Origin of the sequence: Streptomyces sp. Je 1-79 (assembly GCF_025195125.1) — a bacterium.
Classification (GTDB): domain Bacteria; phylum Actinomycetota; class Actinomycetes; order Streptomycetales; family Streptomycetaceae; genus Streptomyces.
On sequence record NZ_JAMGSL010000002.1, the window covers coordinates 86628 to 107907 of the forward strand.

Sequence of the window (21280 nt, forward strand, 5' to 3'; positions counted from 1 at the left end):
ATCGTGCGTGGTCCACGGAAAGTGAGCCAGAACCCGAGTTTCGACAGCGCCTGGGCCGGCTGAGACGTTCCCCGTTGACCAAGGACGCCGAGCTAGTAGGGGACCGGGCAGGATTGCGCCGCGTTGCGCTACGAGTACACCTGCCACCAGCGGTCCGCCTCAGCGTGAGCCACGGCGGCGTCGTACTGACTCGCGTCGAAGTGGAGTTCCGGCGAGGGGTGGGGCTTGGGAGTGTGCGCCGCCCACGGAACCTCCCAGTCCGACCACAGCACGATCTCCCCGAACCGCTGCACAACCACGGCCAGGTAGCCGCAGCAGCCACCGGTGCAGTCCGGTTCCCCCAGTTCCAGACGGCGCGCCTCGCCGGTCGCCCGGAGAGGGCTGGGGCGGCCGGCCGGCAGCGCGTCAGCTGCGTACGGTCCGCGGCCGCCTTCGCCGACCGCCTCTTCCACCACGTCCTCGCCGTTGACCCAGAAACGCAACTGGGCAGGGTACCGGGGCCCCGGCGGCAACACCTTGATCTCCAAACGATCGAACATCAGACCACCCTACGGGGCGCGCTGACGCCGGCGCGCGGCCCAGATTGCGCGGTACCTCAGCCGCGCGAAACTGTCCGAACGGACGACGCCTCAAGGGTCGGCCTCCGAACCGGTACGGCAGATGACCGCCTGGGATGCGCGCACCCGGGGCGCTGATTGGCCGGTGTGACCCGCCTACCGAGGGATGTCGGACAGCCGAGGGAGTGGATCACGAGCGTCGCGGAGGAGTTTGATGACCGTGTCCGGCAGATGCGCGCCAAGGCGCCGGAGATGGAAGAGGAAGCGGAGCAGGCCACGGACCCGCACGAGCGTCAGCGGTTGAAGGACAAGGCCCGCCGACTCAAGTAGCAGAGCGACCGGGCGAGCAGCGCGGGTACCGACCCCGTGTAGCGGCGCCCTGCTGACCGTGCGGGCGTGCGTGGGCGGCTACCCCGGTTTCTCTCTGGTGCGCGTGGTTGTCGTCGTCACAGCTCGGCTCTTCGGCCCGATGCTCATGATGTATAGAGCTTGATGGTCTCGGCGATGAAGTGCCGGGTCTGGTCGGGGCTGAGGGCCTGGGTCTGCAGGTGTGCGTACGTCACGCTGTAGTGCCGTACGTCGGACGGCTTCTCCAGGTAGAGGTCGCTGGTGAACTTCGCCAGGTACACCACTGCCTCGCGGCTGTCGGGGAACCGCAGGAGGGAGAACTGTCCTGAGAGCCCCGGGTGAGCGCCCGCCGTGTGAGGGAGGGCCTGCACAGTGATGTGAGGCTCGGTGCTCAGTGTGTGCAGGTGTTCCAGTTGCTCGCGCATGATGTCCCGGCTGCCGACGACGCGCCGCAGGGCTGATTCGTCCAGGACCACCCACAGACGAAGGCGATGGGCAGGGTCGTAGATCCGGTGCTGACGGCGAAGCCGCACCTTGAGGCGCGCGGCGGCTTGTTCGACAGTGACCAGGGGGATCGTTTCCTCGATGACCGCGGCCGCGTAGGCGGGAGTCTGTAGAAGATCGGGAATCACCATGGGCTCGCAGGTATGGATGGAGGCGGCGGCCGTCTCCAGATCGACATACACGCTGTGGGGGATGTCGCCGTAGGCGTGCCACCAGCCTTGGCGGCCCGATTCCCTGGCCAGCTCCATCACGGAGTCGACGACATGCTGCTCGGTGACGCCGTAGAGCTTGCACAGGTCGCGCACGTCGCGGGGGCTGACGGCACGCCGGCCGGTCTCCATGTGACTGACCTTGGCCTGGGAAATCAGCAGCTGCGCCGCCACCTGCGTGCCGGTCAGGCCGCTGGCCTTACGGAGCCGGCGCAGCTCCGCTCCCAGTCGTCGTCCTGTGACGGTGGGGTTGTTGTTCGCCGCCACGGGCGGTGTACCTCCGGCTCAAAGCACTACGTGAGCCAGCAGGTTGGCATGCAGCACCGGCTGATGATCATGCGCCGCGCCGCCCGGGCCGGCGCCGGGGAAAACGGATTGTGACGATGTAATTTGCCGTTCGATGGCGCCCCGTGGAGAGCAGAGCTCCGCGCAGATGGCGGCCGTCCTCTCGTAGCGGGTGGCGATGCAGTTCACCGGGTCAACTCGGGGGATTCGGGCCGGGAACGGGGGCGATGAGGATCTGTGCCGCCGAGGTGATGTTCTCGGCGTCGACCGCACGGGCCATCGCCACGCGCGCCGCATCGGCTGTCGTGCGTGGCGGGACGACGAGCAGCGCGAAGTGATCGTTCTCGCCGCGGGTGATGAGCACGGTGTCGTCGTCGACGGGGAAGGAGTCGAGGCGCACGACCCGGTCGTCGACGACCAGGCGGGTGGGGACCTTCTCCCAGGCGCCGGCGTCCAGGCCGACCCGTGTGATGGGGCCGAGGTGCGTGGTGAGCGCCTGGATCAGGGCGGGCAGCTCGGTCGCGATGTTCCGGGAGCGAGGCCACCAAGCGCCGTCGAGGACCCCTTCGCGGGCGGGCGTGGTCTGAAGCCGGAGCAGGGCCGTGCCGGGTTTCACCGCTCGGTGGATCTCGTCCGGAAGGAGCTTCGAGGGGGTGGGGGTGTCGGATTCGGCCATGGTGGTCCGCCTGCCTGCGCGGGGCGCCGACGCCTCTTGGCCGACGAGATACCGCCGTGCTTTCACCGTACTCTGCGCGCCCTCGGTGGTGTCCGGGCGCCCTCGACTCTGCGCGCCCGTCTGCGCGCCCGCGGTGGTGTCGCCCGCGGTGGTGTCCGGGCGCCCTCGGTTCGGGCGCGTCCCGCCCGATCGGAAATCGCCTGGTCAGAACGGCTCGCCCGACCACGGGGCGGAGTACGCTGAAGGTACCGGGAGTACCTCGAGCACCCGCTCCCATGCGGACGTCGTTTCCGGCGATCAAGACACTGGGCCGCCCTCGGGCGGCCCGGGGACGGGTCCGCGACATGACCACGACTGTCGACCGCGGAGCGCCCGGCCTCCTTGCGCCCCCTGCCCCGGTACGGATTTCACTTACCCCCAAGACCACACTTGTCGGCCAGTTGGACGGCGCCTGGTGGCCCCATTCGCGCGGCCTCGAAGCCGAACTCCCGCCGCTCGTCGACGCCCTGGCAGAGCCCTGGGGGCGCATCACACGCGTCACCGTGAACCCCACCCGCTGGCCGGTCATCCCGCACAAGGTGCCCGTCACCGGGCACACCGTGCACGTGGGCTGGTTCACCGAACAGGATCCCGACAAGATGATCCTGCTCTCGTACTCTGTCGGACGCTGGGATCTGCTGGTGATCCCGCCCGAGACCGAGCCCGCCGCCGCGGCCCGGCTGATGTCCGCCTCGACGATCCCCGGAAGCATCCTGACGGCCGAGGGCCTGCTGGCAGCAGACGCCGTCATAGGCGGCGCCGTCGCCGCGAGAAGCCGGGAAGACGCCTGGGAGGCCGAGGGCGGTGCGGGTATGTCACCCCCGGGGCGCCCGATGGGACAGCGGATCAGCACCGCGCACACGGACTCGGCGAGGTGAGAAACGTGGAGACCATCATCCTCATCGCAGTGATCGCCGTCATGATCGCCCTCGGTATGCGCCTGATCCACCTGCTCAACGCCCAGCACGACGCACGCATCGCGGCCTACCACTTCAGCGACCCCCTGCCGGGCATCGGCCGGCGCAGCCGCAAGCACGACAGGCGAGCACCATCGGGCTCCGACCACGGCGACCGCGGAGACGTCGGCTCCTGACACAGACCACTCCTCCGACCGAAGGCCGCGGGTGGGGCACCCGACACCCGGGACAACCCACCCGCCGGCCTCTCGCCTCAACGCTCGACCCTCAACCTGAACGGAACACGCTGCCTTGGCCCCCACCGAGCACGAGACCCTGCCGCAGGCTGGACGCGCTGACATCCGTATCGTTGCCGCCTCCCCCGAAACCGCCCGCACGGTCGCCGCAGTACTACGCCGCTGCTTCGCCGGCACGGAACAGCGCAGTTGCCCGGCGTCCGAAGGCGGCACCCGGCTCCACCTCACCGTCGACACCGAATCCGTCGCCGAACCGTCCCGCTCGTGGCTGCCCACCAGCGGGCCCCTCACCGGCGTCGGCACCCACGCGGACGAAGTCTGAGGAACGTCGGCCCCAGCTCCAGCGCACGAGAGGACGCGGTCATGGCAACACTGCACGAGCGGCAGGCGTACCGCGAACGGGTCCTGGCCGCCCTTTACGAAGCCACCGAAGGCAACCGTCTCCTCGGAGTCCCTGGGCAGAAGCTGCGGAACGACCTGCGCATCCCCGAGGAGGACCTGGCCGCAGCCTGCACCTACCTGGCCGGCGAGGGCTTGGTCACCGTCGACTGGGAACCGGGCAACACACCCGCGATGGTCTCCCTGACCCACCAGGGAATCCGGCGCATGGAGGCAGAAGAGGAAGAGCGCGGCTGAGCACACGGTGACGTCCGCGACCAGTCCCGCCGCGTTTGTCGGTGACGGCGCACTGGAGCCGGCACTGACCTGCGTTGCCCGAGGCGGGATCGCGCCGCGTGTCGTGTGGTTCCAGACTGTCAGGCGGCTGGGGCGGGACCGTGGAGAGTCGGGCGGTGCCGTCGGCCCGGCGCATGCGAACCGCGGTTGCGGCTTGCCTCGACCACTGCGGTCCCCGTGCGCGCCCCGCGTCTCTTCGCTGCTGCCCGCGTCCCTCCCATTTCATCGATCACACTTCGCGGTCCCTTGGTTCTGCAGCCTCAGGCAACCTGCCCCTCAATCGGTAGACATCGTGGCAGGCCCCCCAGACCAGGCGACGTAACAGGGCGGAGAAGCATCCGAGACGAGCAGCCCTCCATCGAGTCCCGGAAGTCGGCAGGCGAGTAAATCTCCGGAGCCTCGCACATGCGCGGCCGCGTACCCTCCTCGCTCCTTCCTTCATTTCGCTGACCGTCCTGGCGCGAGTGCGGGATATACATCCATAGGGGAGAAGAGCGTTCCACGTCCGTCGGGCGGGATGAGCCAGGAAAGCCCGGCCACCCTCCGGCCAGGGTCGGGCACGGCCAACCAGGTCCCGGTTGTCAGATACCGAGCGGCCCGCTCCAACCTCGTTGCGGGGCTGCCTGGAGTCATCAGGAGCACGAGTTCCTGACGTCTGCTGTTGCGAAGCACTGGGCCGGTCGTTGGCTGCCCGCAGCGGGTGACAGCGTTGAGCAGGTGGTGTCCCAGCGTCTCCGGGACGGCCAAGGCGTCCCAGAGTCGCCCCGCAGGCAAGAGCACCACACCCCGTTCGCTCAGTCTCCACTCACGCAGGCACACGGTGGGGTCATCACAGGCAGAAGCCAGCCACCGCGCCGAGCACAAAGAGGGAATCATCTGCTACCTCGTTCCTGGGATCAGCCGACGAAGTGGCTGACTATCCCGGTTCAAGTGCGACCTGGGCAGGGAGGCGGAGCATGGCGGATGCAATCGGCCGACTCTTGTGATGTGTCAGGGGGTGCCAAACCTGTTGAGCCATCGGCGGAGAGTGCTGTGGGTGGTGTCGTCCAGCGTGCACAGGGCCTCGATGGCATCGAGGTCGCCCGGCAGGGGCGCGATACCTGCCGTGGTGAGAGCGGCGTGCAGCTCCAGCCGGCGGCGGTCGGCCGGCTCCAGACGAATGGACAGGCGGCTCGAGGGCTCAGGCGCCGGGAGCGGGCAGTCGCCGAACCCTGCGGAGCCACGAGCCGTCGACGTCTCCTCGTACCGGTCGTCGATGAACACGGGAGGGAAGCGGTACGGGTCAAGATCCAGCAGGGCGGTCGGAGCCGTGGCGAGAGCCTGAATCCCAGTCATGAGTGCCTCCTCAGTCGTCGTACAACTGCGGAGAACGACAGCACGCGGAGTGAGGACGGTTGCGGCACAAGGGGACATCCACTCGGATGTCCCCTACTCCATCTCGTCACAAGAGAGATGACCCGACGGATGCGGCACGGGCTGCGGTCCGTAGAGGCGCTATCCCGGAGCCTGCGGCGGGTTTTTCACGATTCGTGGCAGGAGTAGTTGTGCCGAGGCCGAGGTAGGCGGTCCGTGAGGCGTTGGCGCGTGGTGGCTCCGTGTGACCTGGTGGAGTGGCGCGTACAGGACGGTGACGTCCTCTCCGGCGACCCGGTAGAGGATGCGAGTGCCCGGGTCAGCCGACGCCCTCAACAGCGGGCCCTGTAACGACACGTGCTCCCCCAGCCCAGCCACACCGTCACCACCAGCCGTAGCGACGACCCGACATAGAGGGAGCGGGGCACCCAGCCGCCCATCGTGCATCCCGCGCCCTCGGCCGGGGCTGCGGCATACGCACCCGACCCGGTGCTGCGAGCTGCGGCGGCGTCCCATCTGTGCGGGCACCGGCCCGCCGTTCAACCCGTTCCCGCTGGATCTGTCCCGATCCGGACGTTCTCATGAGCACCACAACCTGCTCCGGCCGCTGCCGTACGGCGGCCTGGAAAGAACGCGACGGGAAGGTCCGCCAGAGAGCTCGCCGCGTAACGGCTATGCGATGTGGTGACCCACCCGCCGACGGGCCCGACGGCTGTCCAGGTTGGGAAGCTCACGCGGCCCCGACACCAGGCGGGAATCGGAGCCGCGGACCGGGCGGGCCCGACGTGGGGGGCCAGACCAGTGCACACGTCCCCCACCAACGCCCCCCACTGCCAGGACACGGTTCGTCAACCGGCGCACGGCCCGCGGGGTCGCCGATGACGCAGGACCTCCAGGCTGGTGCGGGCGGGCTTTGCGAGGCAGGCTGGAGAGTGCACCGGAACCGTCACACCGCCACGCGAAGGGAACCGGGGATGATCCAGATCGCGGATATCCGAGAGTGGCGTACCCACGACGTCGTCGACGCCGGAGGCCACAAGATCGGCGTGCTCGAGGCGGTCTACGTAGACACCAGCACTGACGAGCCCGCCATGGTTACTGTCCAGGTCGGGCTGCCCACCCGCCACCACCTGGTCTTCGTCCCGCTGACCGGCGCGATCGCGGGCCCCGAGTACGTCAAGGTCGACTACGACAAATCGCTGGTGAAGAATTGCCCGGCGATCGGCATGGACGACGTCCTGCCTGCCGAGGACGAGGCTGCGGTCTTCGCACACTACGGCCTGCCCTACCAGCCCGGCGTGAACGGTGAACGACAGCTCGCCCGCCGCTGACCGGCCCATCGAGGAGGTGGCTGCGTGATGACGCTCTTCCTGGTCCTCGTCATCGTGGCGATCGTGCTGGGCATCATCGGCGTCGTCGCCGAAGGACTGCTCTACATGCTCATCATCGGCATCGTGGTGCTCGTCGCGGCCCTGTTCTACCTCGCTCTGCACCTGCGGAGCTCCGGCCGGCGCCGCCCGCTTCGTTGAGACGCGGGGCGCGAGGACGGGACTTGGTTGGGCCACGGCCGGTCTGGCGGGTATAGGCCCCCGCGCCCGGGAGACGATCGAGCACATCGTGCAGGCGGTCCGTGACGTGACGACGCGGCTATCCGCACCCTGCTGACTGATCTCGATATGCACACTCCCCCTCGCACCCTTCCGAAATGTGTTGACCACTGACCGGCACGCCCGCCCTGCGGGTGGTTCGCGAGATCACCTGGCTGGCGGCACTTCCCCACGTAAGGGGGGGCCGGCTCATGGCGGGCGGGCCAGGATGCCTCATCAGGATGAATCGAGCTCTGTCCATTCGGGGGGCATGTCGGATGATCGGCAATATGAATCCAATATCTTCACCGCGCCTTGCATCGCCGAACATCTATTCATTCCCCCTCTGCCTCTGTTCACTGTGGGGGCGCGTATTTTTTCTGCGTAATATGCCGCGGTAGCAAGAAACCCTTCCGGGCGATCGGTAGAGCCCGGTACGCCACGGCTCCCCACAGAAATTGGCCTCTCGATGAAGCGGAAAATCTTTCAAGCGGCTCAGCGTCGCACTTTGTCCGGCTGGTTGGCCTCGGCCGTCGCCGTAACGGTTTCCACCGTGATGGTCGCCGTAACGCCGACGCAGGCACTGGCCATCGCGACACCCGTACCTCTGGGCACCACCGCCAGCTACTCCGTCCTGGCAGGTCAGGGAGTCACCAATACCGGCCCCACGGTGATCGACCACGACCTCGGGACGCACCCGAACCCTGCCATCACCGGATTCCCGCCCGGAATCGTGCTCGGCGCAGTGCACCCTGCGGACGCTCAGGCACTTCAGGCCAAGAGCGATCTCGTCGTGGCGTACAACCAGGCAGCCGGCCAGGCCCAGGACTTCGCGCTTCCGGCAGGAATCGGCGGGGGCCAGGAGCTGCTTCCGGGCGTCCACACGGCAACATCGGGTGTCGGGCTCACCGGTGATCTGGTCCTGAACGCCGGGGGAAACCCCAACGCGGTCTGGGTGTTCCAGATTCCTGAAGCCCTGACGACGGCGTCCAGCAGCCGGATCCTGCTCACGAACGGCGCCTCGCCGTGCAACGTGTACTGGCAGATCGGAAGCTCGGCGACGCTCGGCACCACTTCTACCTTCGTCGGCACCATCATGGCTCTGACCTCGATCTTCGCGAACCAGGGGGCGAGCGTCGAGGGCCGGGCGCTGGCCCGTAACGGCGAGGTGACGCTCAACAACAACAGGATCTTCCTCGGCGGGTGCGCCACCGGTGGAACGACGACCGGCACGACCACGGGAACGACCACCGGCACCACGACCGGGGCGACGACCGGAACGACGACCGGCACCACGACCGGGACGACGACGGGTACGACCCTGGGCCTCATCGGCGGCAGCCTCATCGGCGGACCGAGCGTCGGCCTCGTGAGCGGCGGCACCTCGGGGAACATCTCCGGCAACACCTCCGGGAACACCGCGGGCAACACCGCCGGTAACACCACGGGCGGGGACACGTCGGGCATCACCGCCGGGAACACGACCGGCGGAGCCGTCACCGGCGGGAACGGCGGCAAGCCGGAGCACGGCGGACCGGGTCATGGCGGACCGGAGCACGGCGGACCGGACCAGGGCGCGCCGGGTCACGGTCACGACGAGGGACCCGGTAAGCCGGGCCACGGCCATGACGGCCACGGCGAGAAGCCGGACGGGCACTACGGCTACGGCAACAAGCCCGCGGGCCTCGACGGTCACGAGGACCACGAGGGCTAGGCAGCAGCCTGCACGAAGCCCGTTCATCGGATGACGGCGCACGGCGGAATCCTCACCGAATCCGCCGTGCGCCGTCGGTGAGAGGCGCCGCGACCTCAGGCGCAAGCAACACATACGAGAAAGCCAGGGTGGGCGGTGTCGAGCGGAATTGAATCAGCGGCCGTGAAGGAATTTCAGCAGTCAGATTCCGACCCGGTCTCCCCGCCACGTCCTGACGGAGCGGGCACGCCGGACAGGCCGGCCACGGGTGCCCGCGCCCTGAAGGCGGGGCTGTACACGGCCGTGGTCCTGTGTCTGATGACGACCTTGGTCCATGTCGTCGTGGTGTTCCTGCACGTGGCTCCGTCCAACCCCGTGTCGAAGCGGTACAGCACACAGGTCAACGGCTGGGTCTACCCCCTCTTCGAACAGAATTGGCGGCTCTTCGCCCCGGACCCCGACTCCTTCAACCGGCAAGTCCTGGCGAGAACCGCACACACCGACTCCAATGGATCGCTACGGGTGAGTCCCTGGTTCGATCTCGCCGCCGTGGACAATTCCGCGGTCGAACACAGTGCATTTCCGAGCCACACGGCTCAGAACCTTCTGCGTCGCGCCTGGAGCTCCTATGTCGAAACACATGGCGGGAGCGACACGGCGCGCTCGGAGCGGGCCGTGATGCTGCAGAAGTATCTGAGCAACATCGCCACCGACCGCGTCGCCGCCCACAACGACCGCGGAACCTTCGAATTCATTCAGCTCCGGGTCATCACGCTGCCGATCGCCGCGCCCGGCACACCCGCCGGGAGCCCCCCTCCGGCGCCCACCGAGAACCGACTCCTGCCCTGGTGGAAGGTGACCCCTCATGGGAAATGAGCAGATCCCCCAGCTCTCCTCCACGGGCACACCGCACCGGCCCGCCGGCCACGAGACTTCGCTCGCCGGCACGGCCCGCCGGTGGCTTCTCGACCGGATCGGCGCTCTGTGGGCACTTCTCACCGGCCGGCCGGTCTCCCTGTACGCCGCCTCGGTTCTGCGCATCGGCTACGGGCTGATCTACCTGATCTTCCTGCTCCGCGAATTCCCGCACCGTGCCGAGATCTGGGGCCCCGACTCGCCCTGGACGCCCGGGCTGGCAGCACAGCTCTTCGACCAGACGGGCTGGAACAGCTTCCTGATCCTGTCCGAGAGCCGCGCCTACTTCGAGCTCTGCTACGTGCTGGCTCTCGTCACGTCCACGCTCTTCACGCTGGGCTGGCGGACCCGCGTCATGTCCGTCCTCTTCGCCGTCGTGGTGACCTCGTTCCATGCACGAGCGATCTTCATGACGGACGGGGGCGACAACCTGGTCCTGCTGATGGCCCTGTACCTCGTCCTCACCGCCTGCGGACGCCGCTGGTCCCTGGACGCACGTCGCGACCGGGTCAGGGCGGCACGGGCGGGCAACACGCCGAAGCCGGTGAGGAACGCCTACGCACAGCACCTCCGGGACGCTCGCGTCACCTTGACCACGGTGGTGCACAACTGCGCCATGTTCGTCATCGCGGCGCAGGTCTGCTTCCTCTACGGGTCAGCCGGCCTGTACAAGGTCCAGGGCCAGACGTGGGGCGGCGGCACCGCTCTCCACTACGCGCTGAACCTCGAACTGTTCCAGCCCTGGCCCGCGCTCTCCCACCTCGTGGACGCGTACCCGATGGCGATCGCGATCACCGGCTACGTGACGGTGCTCCTGCAGGTCGCCTTCCCGTTCGTGCTCTTCGGCAGGCTCAAGTATCCCGTTCTGACCGTGCTGCTGGGCATGCACATCGGTATCGCCGTACTCATGGGGCTGCCCCTCTTCTCCGGCGCGATGATCGTTGCGGACGCCGTGTTCCTGCCCGACCGCTTCTACACGTTCCTGCCTCACCTGTGGCGACGCGCAGCGCGGCGGGCAGGCATGTACCGGCCGGCACCCGGGAAAGGAGCAGGACCTGCATCCGTACCCTCGCAAGGCAGGCCCGGCGTTCCCGACCCGAAGCATCGAGCCACTTCGGCAGGGCAGAAGGACACGGCGCTCGCTACCGGGCCCGCGTCCGACCCGGGCTGAGAGACAGCGGACGTCAGAGAGCGCAGAGGGCGTCGATGGCAGCGTTGGTCAGGTTCGCCACTCCGGCCCCCGCAGGGCCGGCCATGTTGTACTGGTTGGTGGCCACAACGGCCTGGGCGCCGTCCTCACGGGTGAGGACGGCGGTGTAGTAGCCGTAGATGGCGCCGCCCTTCGTCCAGACCTTGCCGCAGGTGCCCGGGCTGTTCACCACTTCGTGTGCGAGCCCGAAGGACAGGTTGGACTGGTCGGGGTAGGGGACGAGGGTCTTGAGCTGAGCCATCATCGCCGGGGAGAGCAGGGTGCCGTCGAGCAGCGCTTTGTGGAGAGCCGCCAAGTCGTCCAGGGTGGACACCATCGCGCCCGCCGCACCGGAGAACTGGACGTTCAGGGTGGTGACGTCGACGTAGGGGCGCTCGCCCCAGTGGTAGAGGGGAACGGCGTACCCCCGGACGTGGTTGCCGTACAGCTTCGGATCCGACGTCGGGTAACTCGTGCCGGTGAGGCCCAGTCGGTCGATGATGCGGGTCTGCACCTCGACAGCCGGCTCGTTGCCCGTCACCGACTTGATGATCATCCCGAGCAGGATGAAGTTGGTGTTGCTGTACTTGACACTCGTGCCAGGCGTGAACAGCGGCGCTCGCTGCATGGCCAGCTGCACCAACTGCGCGGGCGGGAAAGCCTTGTTCGGGTTGTTGTACGCGTCGACGGTGACCCTGTCGAGGTACTCGGGCACGCCTGAGGTGTGGTTCAGCAGCTGGCGGATCTTGATCTTCTTGCCGTCGTTGCCGTTCCCGGTCACCACGCCCGGCAGCCACCGGTCCACGGTGTCGTCGAGGGACAGCGAGCCCTGGTCAGCCAACATCATCGTGACGGCGCCGATGAACGGCTTGGTGTTGCTCCCGATGCGCACCTGCGCCTTCGGGTCCGTCGGCGTCCGGGTGGCCCGGTCGCCGACACCCGCTGCCAGGTACTGGCTCGCTCCGTCCTTGCGGAGCAGCGCCGTGGCACCCGGGTACCCGGCAGCGACTGCCGCATTGAGTCCATCCTGCATCACCTGGTCGGCGGTCTGGGCCGGCGCACCGTGAACCGGCCCGGCAGTGGTGACCGTGAGCGCGACCGCCACGGCCACGGCCGCTCCTACCTTGCGAGTGAGCAACGAAACAGCCATGGGAATCTCCTTGGTTATCGGACGAGACCGCGTCAACCTGGCGAGGCACCTACGAGGGCGCAAGCGAAAATCCGGCGCCACCATGAGCCCCCTTACGGCGATCCCACGCCGTGGTCGAGCTGCGGCGCTGACGCCGGTTCTGTCGGATCGGTCGCGGCTCGTGGGCGCCGGGCGGTGAAGGTGCGGGTCCCTGACTGCACGGCTCTCACGGGCCTGACAGACTCTGTCGTGGCACTCTGCTTTTCCGATGAAGTCCTGTTGAAGCAATGGGGCTTCCGCGGCAGGCAGGCACTGTACGGACGGGGCATGGGGATTCGGCGTGAGCGTGGAGTCATCGGGTACGGGTACTGCCGATGCCGGGGGTGAACTGCAGATCGATCTGCTCGGGTCGGTCCGGGCCCGTCGCGGCGGCGCGTCGCTGGTGCTGGGCCCGCTGCGACGGCAGGCGGTGCTCGCCGCTCTGGTCCTGCGCTCGCCCGACTTCGTGACCTACCAGCAGCTCCTGGACGACGTCTGGGGGGCCTCTCCCCCGGGCACCGGACACCGGGTCTTGCCGAGCTATGTCTACGCGCTGCGCAAGACTCTGGACGGGCCGGGCACCGAAGGGGACCGGTCGGTGATCCATGGGCAGCGCGGCGGCTATCGCCTCCTGCCCAGCGGGGTCCGGACCGACACTGCCGAGCTCGCCAGGGAGGCTGGGAGGGCCCAACGGGCGAAGGCCGCCGGCGACCTGGATGCCGCACTCGATCATGGCAGAAGGGCCCTCGGCCTGTTCCGTGGGGAGCCTCTGCCCGGTCTGCCAGGTCCGCTCGCCGTTGCCGAACGACAACGTCTGGTCCGGCAACGGCGCGCGCTGCTCCAGGACCGGGCGGAGTGTCTGGTGTTGCTCGGTGACTACCCGGCTGCCTTGGACACCCTCCTGTCGGCGCCTCTCTCACAGCCGCACGATGAGCCGCTCGCCGCCCTGCGGATGCGTGCCCTGTACGGCAGCGACCGCCAGGCCGAGGCGCTCTCCGTCTACTCCGAGACACGCCGCCGGCTCATCGACGAGCTGGGCGTGGAACCCGGCGAGGAGCTGCGCCGCGTACACCAGGCCGTCCTGCGCCGGGACGATCTGACGTTGCTCGGCCGGACCGTCCACCCGCGCCCAGCCGCAGCCTTCGCCCCTGAACGAACTGCGCCCCAGGACCCCTCGCCCGGGCGCTCGGCCTCCGGTGGCCGAGACGGCCTCCCCGGCGGAACCGACCAGCCTCACGATCCCGCCGGGTCCGATCGCAGTGACCTCCCCGGCGGAACCGACCAGCCTCACGTTCCCGCCGGGTCCGATCGCAGTGACCTCCCCGGCCGGGCCCGCCCTTGGCGCCGTCGCAACGAACTTCCCGGCGACATCGCCTGCCTGGTCGGGCGTGAAAAGGAGCTCGCCCTCCTCACCACCCCCGTGTCGCCGGACGCGGTCTCCGTGATGACGGTCGATGGCACGGCGGGCGTGGGCAAGACCGCCTTGGTGGTGCGTGCCGCCTGGACGCTCGGCGACGCCCACCCCGACGGGTGTCTCTTCGTCGACCTGCACGCACACGGCGCCGCCCACGAGAACGTCACCCCGCAGCGGGCCCTGCGCCGGATGCTGCGTGCGGTTCGCGGCGAGGACGACGCCCTCCCGGACCTTGCGAACGGGACTCACGGACCCGACGACGCCGGAGATGCCACAGACAACCTGGCAGATCTCGTCACGGCCTGGCGCGCCGCCACCAGTGGCCTGCGGCTGCTGCTGGTCGTGGACAACGCACGCAGCGCCGAGCAGGTGCGTCCGCTGTTGCCGACTGGACCGGGCAGTCGGGTTCTGGTCGTCGGCCGTCAGCGTCTGACCGGCCTCGACGCCGACCTGCGGCTCACGGTGGAGCCGCTGGGCACGGGCGCTGCCGTCGGCCTGCTCCGCGAGCTCGTCGGGGAGTTGCGGGCCGACGGGGAGCCTGAGGCGGCGCGTGAACTTGCCCGGCGGTGTGGCGGTCTGCCCTTGGCACTGCGGATCGCGAGTGCCAGGCTGCAGAGCCGCCCGTCCTGGACCCTGGCCTTTCTCGCCCGCCGGATGTCCGACGACGCGCACGGCCTCGCGGAGCTGCGGGCCGAGGATCGCAGCGTGGAGGCCGCCTTCCGGGTCTCGTACGACCAGCTCGGCCCGGAACTGCAGCGAGGCTTCCGCGCGTTGGGAACGAGCCCCACCGCCCGCTTCGACCGGCTCACCCTCGCCTCGATGCTGGGCGGCTCTCACGAGGAGGCCGAGGATGTTCTGGAGGATCTGGTAGACGCCAGCCTGTTGCAGCAGCCGCATCCTGGCCGATACCGGCTGCACGACCTCGTCAAGGCGCATGCGCGGCGCGTGGCCGGCGAGGCCCCCGAAGAAGCCGCCGCCGACCGCGACGCTGTTCTGCACCTCTACACCGCGGCGGGCCGCATGGCCAGCGACTGGGGGCCCGGCGGCTTCCCCGCACTCACCACCGGTTCGGCCGACCCCAGCTCGACCGACGGTTGTTCGCCCTTCGCCGGGTGGCGGGAGGCGTCGGCGTGGCTGAGCTCGATGGGTGGCGAGCTCGTCGATGTCGTGGCCTTCGCAGCCGCAGGCGGCCACGCCGACCACGCGTGTCTGCTCGCAGAAGCACTCGTCGACCACCTGGCCGGACACGGTCACCACCACGAGTGCCGTACCGCCCTGGAACTCGCCCTGGCGTGTGCGGATGCCGCCACCGATCGACGGATGCCCGCGGCGCTGCGCAACTGCGTGGGTCTCCTCGACGTCTACCAGGGGCGGTTCCGGCAGGCAGGAGCATGGTTCGCCGAGGCCCTGCAATACAGCCGCGCGCGGGGCGACCTGCGAGAAGAGGCACGCGCAATCGCCGGGACGGGCATCGTGCTGGGGCAGTCGGGAAACACCGAGGAGGCGCTTTCCGGCCTGTACAAGGCAGTAGAGCTGGCGGCCGGCCTCGCCGACGACTGGCTGACCGGGGTGTCCCACTGCAACATCGGCTCCATCCATCTCCGGCTGGGACGGCACGAAGAGGCGCTCTGGCACTACAGCACCGCCCTGGCACTCGCGGAGAAGAACGGCCGGCCCAGGACGATCAGCAGCACCCTGTGCTTCGTGGCCGAGGTCGAGCTGGCGCTCGGCCGGTACGAGGTGGCCACGAACCTGCTGAGGCGGGCCGCGGGGCTGGCCGGCGAGGTCGAGGACCTGCCGCTGCGCGCGGCGACCCTGTCACGGCTGGCTGCCGCGGAGCACACCCGAGGCGACCTGGGCTCGGCCGTCGACCTCCACCACAAGGCACTGTCGACGCTCACCCCACACACGAGCACATGGCTGGAGATGGGGGTCCGCATCCGGCTCGGCAGCACCTACATGGCAACGGACCGTCACACCGACGCACAGCAGGAGTTCCGGGCCGCCCTTGCCCTGCCCGGAGCCGGCGACCACGCCCACGAATACGAGATGGCACGAGACGGACTGGAAGCCTCCCGTCCGGAGACCCACCGGCCAGGCTCCTGACAGCACGCCTGACGCTTCCGAGAGACGACGTGCCGCGACACGACCACTGACCGGCCGGCAGCCTCGGGCGCCTTGCAGGCGCGGCGAGGGTCCGGCCGCGGGATTCATGCTCCCTGCAGCACGATTTCAGCGCCGGAACATGGGAGTGCCCCAGAGTGACACTCGAGTGCGGAGTTGTGGACCCACCACATCACCGTGGCGACGACGGGACACCCGGGGGTAGGGACGGCATGACCGGATCAGGCACGGCTGCATGGCTCGGCGCGAAGCAGGCCACCTATGTGGCCAGACGCCCGCCGTGGGCCGGGTACGTGCTGGGCGGCATCATCCTCGTCGGCGGAGGCACACCGCTGCTGATCACGATGGCCGTCGCATTCGGCGCTTCGATACCGCTACTGGCCTTCTCACTCATGTACGTGGTGTTCGGATGGATGCTGATCGAAAAGATCAAGCTGGCCCGGCGCGGCAGGAACGCGCGGCTCGACCTCTTCCAGCACGGCGCGGTAGTGACCACCCACGACGGAAACGCCCACACCTTCGGCTGGGACTCCGTCCAGGTCCACCAGGACGTGCTCCACTCTCGGAAGAACGGCATCACCGAATCCAGCTACGTCTACACGCTGATCGGTGAGGACGGCCTGGCCCTCACCATCGGCGATACCCGAAGGACGTCTACCTCCCGCTACGCAGGCATCGTCACCCATGTACAGGGAGCGGAGTTCACCGATCCCAAGAAATGGGGGCCGGCCATCGTGCAGGCGGTCAGCGAGACCCAACTGCGCCGCGCCCTGGAAGACGTGGCGCACGGGCAGGAACTCACCTTCAACACGGTCAGGCTGAGTCTGAACGGGATGGAATTCAAAGGGAAGACCCTCCCGTGGACCCGCATACGCGAAATGCGGCCCGTCAACGGCCGGCTGCATGTCAAGGAGGACGGCCGGCGGCTCCTCGCGATGGACGTCCCGGTGTCATCGATACCGAACTTCCCCGTCTTCTACACCGTGGCCACGAGACTGCACGAAGCCGCACGGCAGTCCTGAGGCCCACAGGCAAGAACATCGCGGCCATCACCGATGGCGGGCAGATGGGCTTCGTCGACCAGGCCAGCGGTTTCGTGCATCCGAGCGTCGTTGAATTCCGCATGTGATCAGACAGATATCTGGGAGATTCGCGTAGCCATGGTGGAGCCTCTGGCCTCTTCGGATCCCCGGCGCATCGGCCCGTACCAGCTCGAAGGGCGACTCGGCGCGGGCGGCATGGGGCAGGTCTTCCTCGGAGCATCGGCGGCCGGACGCAGGGTCGCGGTGAAAGTCATCCGGCCGGAGCTCGCGGCCACCTCTCAGTTCCGCGCGCGATTCGCCCGCGAGGTCGAGGCGGCACGGCGGGTGGGCGGATTCCACACCGCCCAGATCGTCGACGCCGACCCTGAGGCCGCATCGCCCTGGCTGGCCGCCGAGTACATCCCGGGCCCCACGCTCCAGCAGGTCATCGCCGCACAAGGCCCGCTCCCTCCCGATGCCGTGCTCCGCCTTGGCGCCGGAATCGCCGAGGGCTTGGCCGCGGTCCACAACTGCGGTCTTGTGCACCGGGACTTGAAGCCCGGCAACGTCATACTCGCCGCCGACGGCCCGCGCATCATCGACTTCGGGATCGCGCACACCCCCGACGCCGGGCCGATGACACACACGGGCACCGTCATCGGCACCTACGCCTACATGTCGCCGGAGCAGATCCGCGCCCCCGCCCAGGTGACCCCCGCCAGTGACGTCTTCTCACTGGGCTCGGTGCTCACCTTCGCTGCCACCGGCCGGGGCCCGTTCGACGCGTCGACCGTCCTCGCGATCATCCACCGGGTCACGAGCGAGGCGCCCGTACTCACCGACATCGCCGTGGGCAGCCCGCTGCACGCCCTGGTCTGCCACTGCCTCGCCAAGGACCCCGCCGAGCGCCCGCCGACCTCCGAGGTCCTGCGCCGGTTGGCTGTCACAGCCCCCGCCGCACCTCCTGTACCGGCCATGCCTCCGGCGATTCCCCCGCTTCCGGCCACAACTCCCGTCGACGGCCGTCCGATCCGGCGCCGCTCCGTGCTGTTCGGCGGGCTTGCCGCCGCGACGGCCGTGGCCGCCGGGCCCACCGCCTTCGTGCTGTGGCCGAAGGACGCACCACCCGCCGAGCCGAAGGACGAGCCGAAGGCGAGCAAGAGCCCCGACCGAGACATCACCAGGCCCGTCGGCGAACTCAAGGGCCACGAAGGGAACATCGAGAGCCTGGCGGTCAGCCGGGACGGAAAGTTCCTCGCCACGGGCGGCAACGACACGACGCTGAAGCTCTGGGACCTCACTGCGCGCCGCGAGAAGGCAACCTTCGAAGGCCACACCGATGCCGTCTGGGCGGTGGCCTTCAGCCCCGACGGCTCCACCCTGTACTCCGGCGCCCTCATGGAGCTGTTCGCCTGGGACGCGAACAGCGGGGCCGCGAAGAAGAAACTGGCTGCGTACGAGAGCGAGGACGACTTCGTCAAGTGCCTGGCCGTGAGCCCGGACGGCAAGACCCTCGCCGTCGGCGTCGGCGGCCGTATCGAGCTGATGGACCCGAGCACGGGCCGGGTCCGCGAGACGCTTGAAGGGAGGGCGGGGAGCGTCGCCTTCAGCCCGGACGGCAAGACGTTCGCCAGCGTCGCCGGCCAATCCGACAAGAGCGGCATCCGATTGTGGGACACCGCGACCGGGCGCTTGCTGAAGACCCTGGGCGGCGGTGAGGAGGAGAACTACTCCGAGGTGTCGTTCAGCCCCGACGGTGAGACCCTCATCGCCAACGGCCCCGGCGTCCAGCTGTGGGACGTGGCCTCCGGAAGACTTGCCAGAAAGCTCACCGACCAGCACGAGCACCTCGACAGCGCGGCATACCGGCCCGCCGACGCCGGGACTTCGGGCAAGGCGATCGTCGTGGGAGGCGGCCGCTTCGTGGAGACCGAGAAGACCGACACCGTCGGTCGCACGGTCAGCGTCTGGGACGCGGACAGCGGGAATCTCGCCACCACCTTGGTCGTCGGCGATCCGAAGACCCCGATGCGGGCCTACATCGGCCGCCTTGTCTTCACCCCGGACGGCACGACTCTGGCGGGTGTGTGCACCCCGGCGCCCGACGAGGACGGAATCGAGCCGTCGGTCCAGCTCTGGAGGCTGCCGTAAGCAGCAGCGCCAGAGAGACCACTCAAGCCACCGCCTCACTCTGCCCCCTCTGATCCCTTTGATCCTCCTCGCACCGGACGGAACCTGCCCATGGACGCACTCAGGCCCGACGATCCGCAGTGGGTCGGCCCCTACCGCCTGGACGGACGGCTCGGCGAGGGAGGCATGGGATCGGTCTTTCTCGGCACGTCGCCGGGCGGTCGGAAGGTCGCGGTCAAGCTGATCAAGCGAGAGCTCTCGGCGGCCCCGCAGTTCCGGGAGCGGTTCGCCCGCGAGGTGGACGCGGCGCGGCGCGTGGGCGGCTTCCACACCGCGCAGGTGGTCGACGCCGACCCCGAGGCCGCGTCCCCGTGGCTCGTCACGGCGTTCATCCCGGGCCCGACGCTGTATGAAGTCGTCGCCAAGGACGGACCGCTGGATGCCACTGCCGTGCGGCGGCTTGGTGCGGGGCTCGCGGAAGGGCTCGCCGCGATCCACAAGTGCGGCCTTGTGCACCGGGACTTGAAGCCGGGCAACGTGATCATCGCCGGCGACGGGCCGCGCGTCATCGACTTCGGTATCGCCCGCGCCGTGGACGCCAGCTCGCTCACCGCGACGGGCACGGTCATCGGCACCTACTCGTACATGTCACCGGAGCAGATCCGCGCCGACCGGGCGGGAACGGCGAGCGATGTGTTCTCGCTCGGCTCGGTACTCGCGTTCGCCGCGACAGGTCGCGGGCCGTTCGACGCGCCCACGCTGATCGAAATCGTCCAGCGCATCCTGGACGAGGCGCCCGCGCTCGACGGCATCGACGACGGTGCGCTGCGGGAGCTGCTCGCCGCGTGCCTGGCCAAGGCTCCCGAGGCGCGGCCGGCCGTCGATGAGCTGCCCGGGCGGTTCGCGACACGTGCAGCCGCCGGCGGGGGTGGGCCTGTGGGGCCGGGGGCGGTGGGAGCCGGCCCCGTAGACCCTCGTATCTCCATGCTTCCCGCGGGCGCACCCGCGGCTGCCGTGTCCCCACAGGCGACCCACCCGCCGACCGTCACCGCAGCCCCCAGTACGCCGCCACCGGGGTTAGGGCCGGGGAGCACCACCGCCGATGCGGGCGAGCGGCCCCGCCCGGGCGGGCTGTCGCGGCGTACGCTCCTGTTCGCCGGGCTCGGGACGGCGGCAGCCGCCACGGCGGTCGGGGTGCCGATCCTGCTGCGTCACCACGACAAGGCAGGCAGATCGTCCGGCGCCGGCGATAAGCCCGGCCCCGCGCCGGGCACTTCGAAGCCGGACAAAGCCGAAGAGGTCATTCTCCTCAAGGGACTCGAAGACGGGCGGGCGCTCGCCTTCAGCGAGGACGGTCGGCAGCTGTACGGCGCCGACAAAAGCACCATCTGGCGCTGGAGTCCGAGCACTGGGGCAGGCGACGCGGTCCACATCGGCGCCCAGAAGTACCTGCAGGACGTGGTGTTCAGCCGGGATCTCAGCTTCCTGGTCAGAGCGGAGGAGGGCAGGGTCCGCATCTGGGACACGACCACCGGCAGGATTGTGCACACGTTCACGCTGTCCACCCAGAGTGGCACGAGCCAGGAGGGCTGGCCAGGGGGCCTGGCGGTCAGCGCGGACGGTAAGAGGCTGGCCGCGAGCACCGGGGAGGGCCTGCACCTCTGGGAGCTGCCGTCCGGCAAGCACACGGCCGTCTCCCTGAGCGAACCCGGCGGCCCTGTGGCGTTTCGGGGCGACGGTGAAATGCTGGTCAGCGGTTGGAACTCCCTGGAGACCCTGACCTCCGCGGGCAAGTCCACCGGCACGGTCAAGGACGGCCGCAACGCCAAGGTCGCCTTGTTCAGCCCGGACGGGAGCCTCCTCGCCTACGGGCATGGCGGCGGCCATATCGTGCTGTGGAACACCGAATCCCGCTCGGAGGTCATCCGGTTCAAGGATTGGGCCACGACCCTCGCGTTCCATCCGGAGGGGCGCCTCCTGGTCAGCGGCGCCGGCTCGACCGTCCAGGTGTGGGACACGGTCGCGGGGAAAGAAGTCGGCAGCTACGAGTGTCCCGGCCAGGTCAAGGCGGTGGCTGTCAGCCCGGACGGCAAGACCGTGGCGATCGGCCTCAGCATGGCGATCACCATGGAAGCCAAGGACTCGGTCCTGCTCTGGCAGATGCCCTGACGTAGCCGGGGACCGGACTCGGAAGTAGAGGAGCAGTGCGTCGTAGGAGGTGTCGTCCTCGACGACCGCCG

General features: G+C 69.1%; 19 protein-coding genes. 14 read left to right on the forward strand and 5 right to left on the reverse strand.

Features of this window, described 5'->3' with window-relative positions; all coding sequences use genetic code 11:
• Positions 1 to 128: 128 nt before the first annotated feature.
• Entirely contained in the window at positions 129 to 539 is a 411-nt protein-coding gene (locus M5362_RS03405) for a hypothetical protein (RefSeq protein ID WP_260225778.1), read from the reverse strand.
• Positions 540 to 704: 165 nt separating this feature from the next.
• Between M5362_RS03405 and M5362_RS03410 the strand changes: the two genes are divergently transcribed.
• The gene (locus M5362_RS03410; protein WP_374214398.1) at positions 705 to 887 is read left to right on the forward strand and encodes a DUF6381 family protein; all 183 of its coding nucleotides are present in this window, start codon (positions 705 to 707) and stop codon (positions 885 to 887) included.
• Positions 888 to 1030: 143 nt separating this feature from the next.
• Here M5362_RS03410 and M5362_RS03415 read toward each other — a convergent pair whose 3' ends face one another.
• Both M5362_RS03415 and M5362_RS03420 read right to left on the reverse strand, forming a co-directional pair.
• A complete protein-coding gene (locus M5362_RS03415; protein ID WP_260225779.1) occupies positions 1031 to 1885 on the reverse strand; it encodes a helix-turn-helix transcriptional regulator in 855 nt (284 codons plus the stop codon).
• Positions 1886 to 2096: 211 nt separating this feature from the next.
• Positions 2097 to 2579, reverse strand: coding sequence for a DUF5994 family protein (locus tag M5362_RS03420; protein WP_260225780.1), 483 nt, complete (start codon positions 2577 to 2579; stop codon positions 2097 to 2099).
• A gap of 344 nt (positions 2580 to 2923) precedes the next feature.
• On the opposite strand from M5362_RS03420, the gene M5362_RS03425 reads away from it, so the two are divergent.
• The 4 genes from M5362_RS03425 (at position 2924) to M5362_RS03440 (ending at position 4407) form a co-directional block, all read left to right on the forward strand.
• A complete protein-coding gene (locus M5362_RS03425; protein ID WP_260225781.1) occupies positions 2924 to 3496 on the forward strand; it encodes a DUF5994 family protein in 573 nt (190 codons plus the stop codon).
• A 5-nt stretch (positions 3497 to 3501) separates the two neighbouring features.
• Positions 3502 to 3711, forward strand: a complete 210-nt coding sequence (locus tag M5362_RS03430) for a hypothetical protein (RefSeq protein ID WP_260225782.1) — start codon at positions 3502 to 3504, stop codon at positions 3709 to 3711.
• Between the two features lie 115 nt (positions 3712 to 3826).
• On the forward strand, positions 3827 to 4093 hold the full coding sequence (locus tag M5362_RS03435) for a hypothetical protein (protein WP_260225783.1): 267 nt from the start codon (positions 3827 to 3829) through the stop codon (positions 4091 to 4093).
• 41 nt (positions 4094 to 4134) lie between these two features.
• A complete protein-coding gene (locus M5362_RS03440; protein WP_260225784.1) occupies positions 4135 to 4407 on the forward strand; it encodes a hypothetical protein in 273 nt (90 codons plus the stop codon).
• 1029 nt (positions 4408 to 5436) lie between these two features.
• On the opposite strand, the gene M5362_RS03445 is transcribed toward M5362_RS03440, so the two are convergent.
• Positions 5437 to 5781, reverse strand: coding sequence for a hypothetical protein (locus M5362_RS03445; protein ID WP_260225785.1), 345 nt, complete (start codon positions 5779 to 5781; stop codon positions 5437 to 5439).
• Between the two features lie 992 nt (positions 5782 to 6773).
• Here M5362_RS03445 and M5362_RS03450 point away from each other — a divergent pair.
• From M5362_RS03450 to M5362_RS03470, 5 genes are all read left to right on the forward strand, one after another.
• Complete coding sequence (locus M5362_RS03450) at positions 6774 to 7130, forward strand: PRC-barrel domain-containing protein (protein ID WP_260225786.1); 357 nt, start codon at positions 6774 to 6776, stop codon at positions 7128 to 7130.
• A gap of 24 nt (positions 7131 to 7154) precedes the next feature.
• Positions 7155 to 7328 carry a hypothetical protein gene (locus M5362_RS03455; protein ID WP_260226177.1) on the forward strand — a complete coding sequence of 58 codons (174 nt, stop codon included), beginning with the start codon at positions 7155 to 7157 and terminating at the stop codon, positions 7326 to 7328.
• A 526-nt stretch (positions 7329 to 7854) separates the two neighbouring features.
• Positions 7855 to 9099: an ice-binding family protein gene (locus tag M5362_RS03460; RefSeq protein WP_260225787.1), complete on the forward strand. Its 1245-nt coding sequence runs from the start codon at positions 7855 to 7857 to the stop codon at positions 9097 to 9099.
• A 162-nt stretch (positions 9100 to 9261) separates the two neighbouring features.
• Positions 9262 to 9954: a DUF5819 family protein gene (locus tag M5362_RS03465; RefSeq protein WP_260225788.1), complete on the forward strand. Its 693-nt coding sequence runs from the start codon at positions 9262 to 9264 to the stop codon at positions 9952 to 9954.
• On the forward strand, positions 9944 to 11164 hold the full coding sequence (locus M5362_RS03470) for an HTTM domain-containing protein (RefSeq protein ID WP_260225789.1): 1221 nt from the start codon (positions 9944 to 9946) through the stop codon (positions 11162 to 11164). Before M5362_RS03465 ends, M5362_RS03470 begins: the two co-directional genes overlap by 11 nt.
• Positions 11165 to 11177: 13 nt before the next feature.
• Here the strand turns inward: M5362_RS03470 and M5362_RS03475 are convergent, their stop codons facing one another.
• A complete protein-coding gene (locus M5362_RS03475; RefSeq protein ID WP_260225790.1) occupies positions 11178 to 12332 on the reverse strand; it encodes a serine hydrolase in 1155 nt (384 codons plus the stop codon).
• A gap of 319 nt (positions 12333 to 12651) precedes the next feature.
• On the opposite strand from M5362_RS03475, the gene M5362_RS03480 reads away from it, so the two are divergent.
• The 4 genes from M5362_RS03480 to M5362_RS03495 all read left to right on the forward strand — a co-directional run bounded on the left by M5362_RS03480 (position 12652) and on the right by M5362_RS03495 (position 21209).
• Positions 12652 to 15870, forward strand: a complete 3219-nt coding sequence (locus M5362_RS03480; RefSeq protein WP_260225791.1) for a BTAD domain-containing putative transcriptional regulator — start codon at positions 12652 to 12654, stop codon at positions 15868 to 15870.
• 230 nt (positions 15871 to 16100) lie between these two features.
• Complete coding sequence (locus M5362_RS03485; protein WP_260225792.1) at positions 16101 to 16910, forward strand: DUF6585 family protein; 810 nt, start codon at positions 16101 to 16103, stop codon at positions 16908 to 16910.
• 138 nt (positions 16911 to 17048) lie between these two features.
• A complete protein-coding gene (locus M5362_RS03490) occupies positions 17049 to 19061 on the forward strand; it encodes a WD40 repeat domain-containing serine/threonine protein kinase (protein WP_260225793.1) in 2013 nt (670 codons plus the stop codon).
• 90 nt (positions 19062 to 19151) lie between these two features.
• Positions 19152 to 21209, forward strand: a complete 2058-nt coding sequence (locus tag M5362_RS03495) for a WD40 repeat domain-containing serine/threonine protein kinase (protein WP_260225794.1) — start codon at positions 19152 to 19154, stop codon at positions 21207 to 21209.
• Positions 21210 to 21280 lie beyond the last annotated feature (71 nt).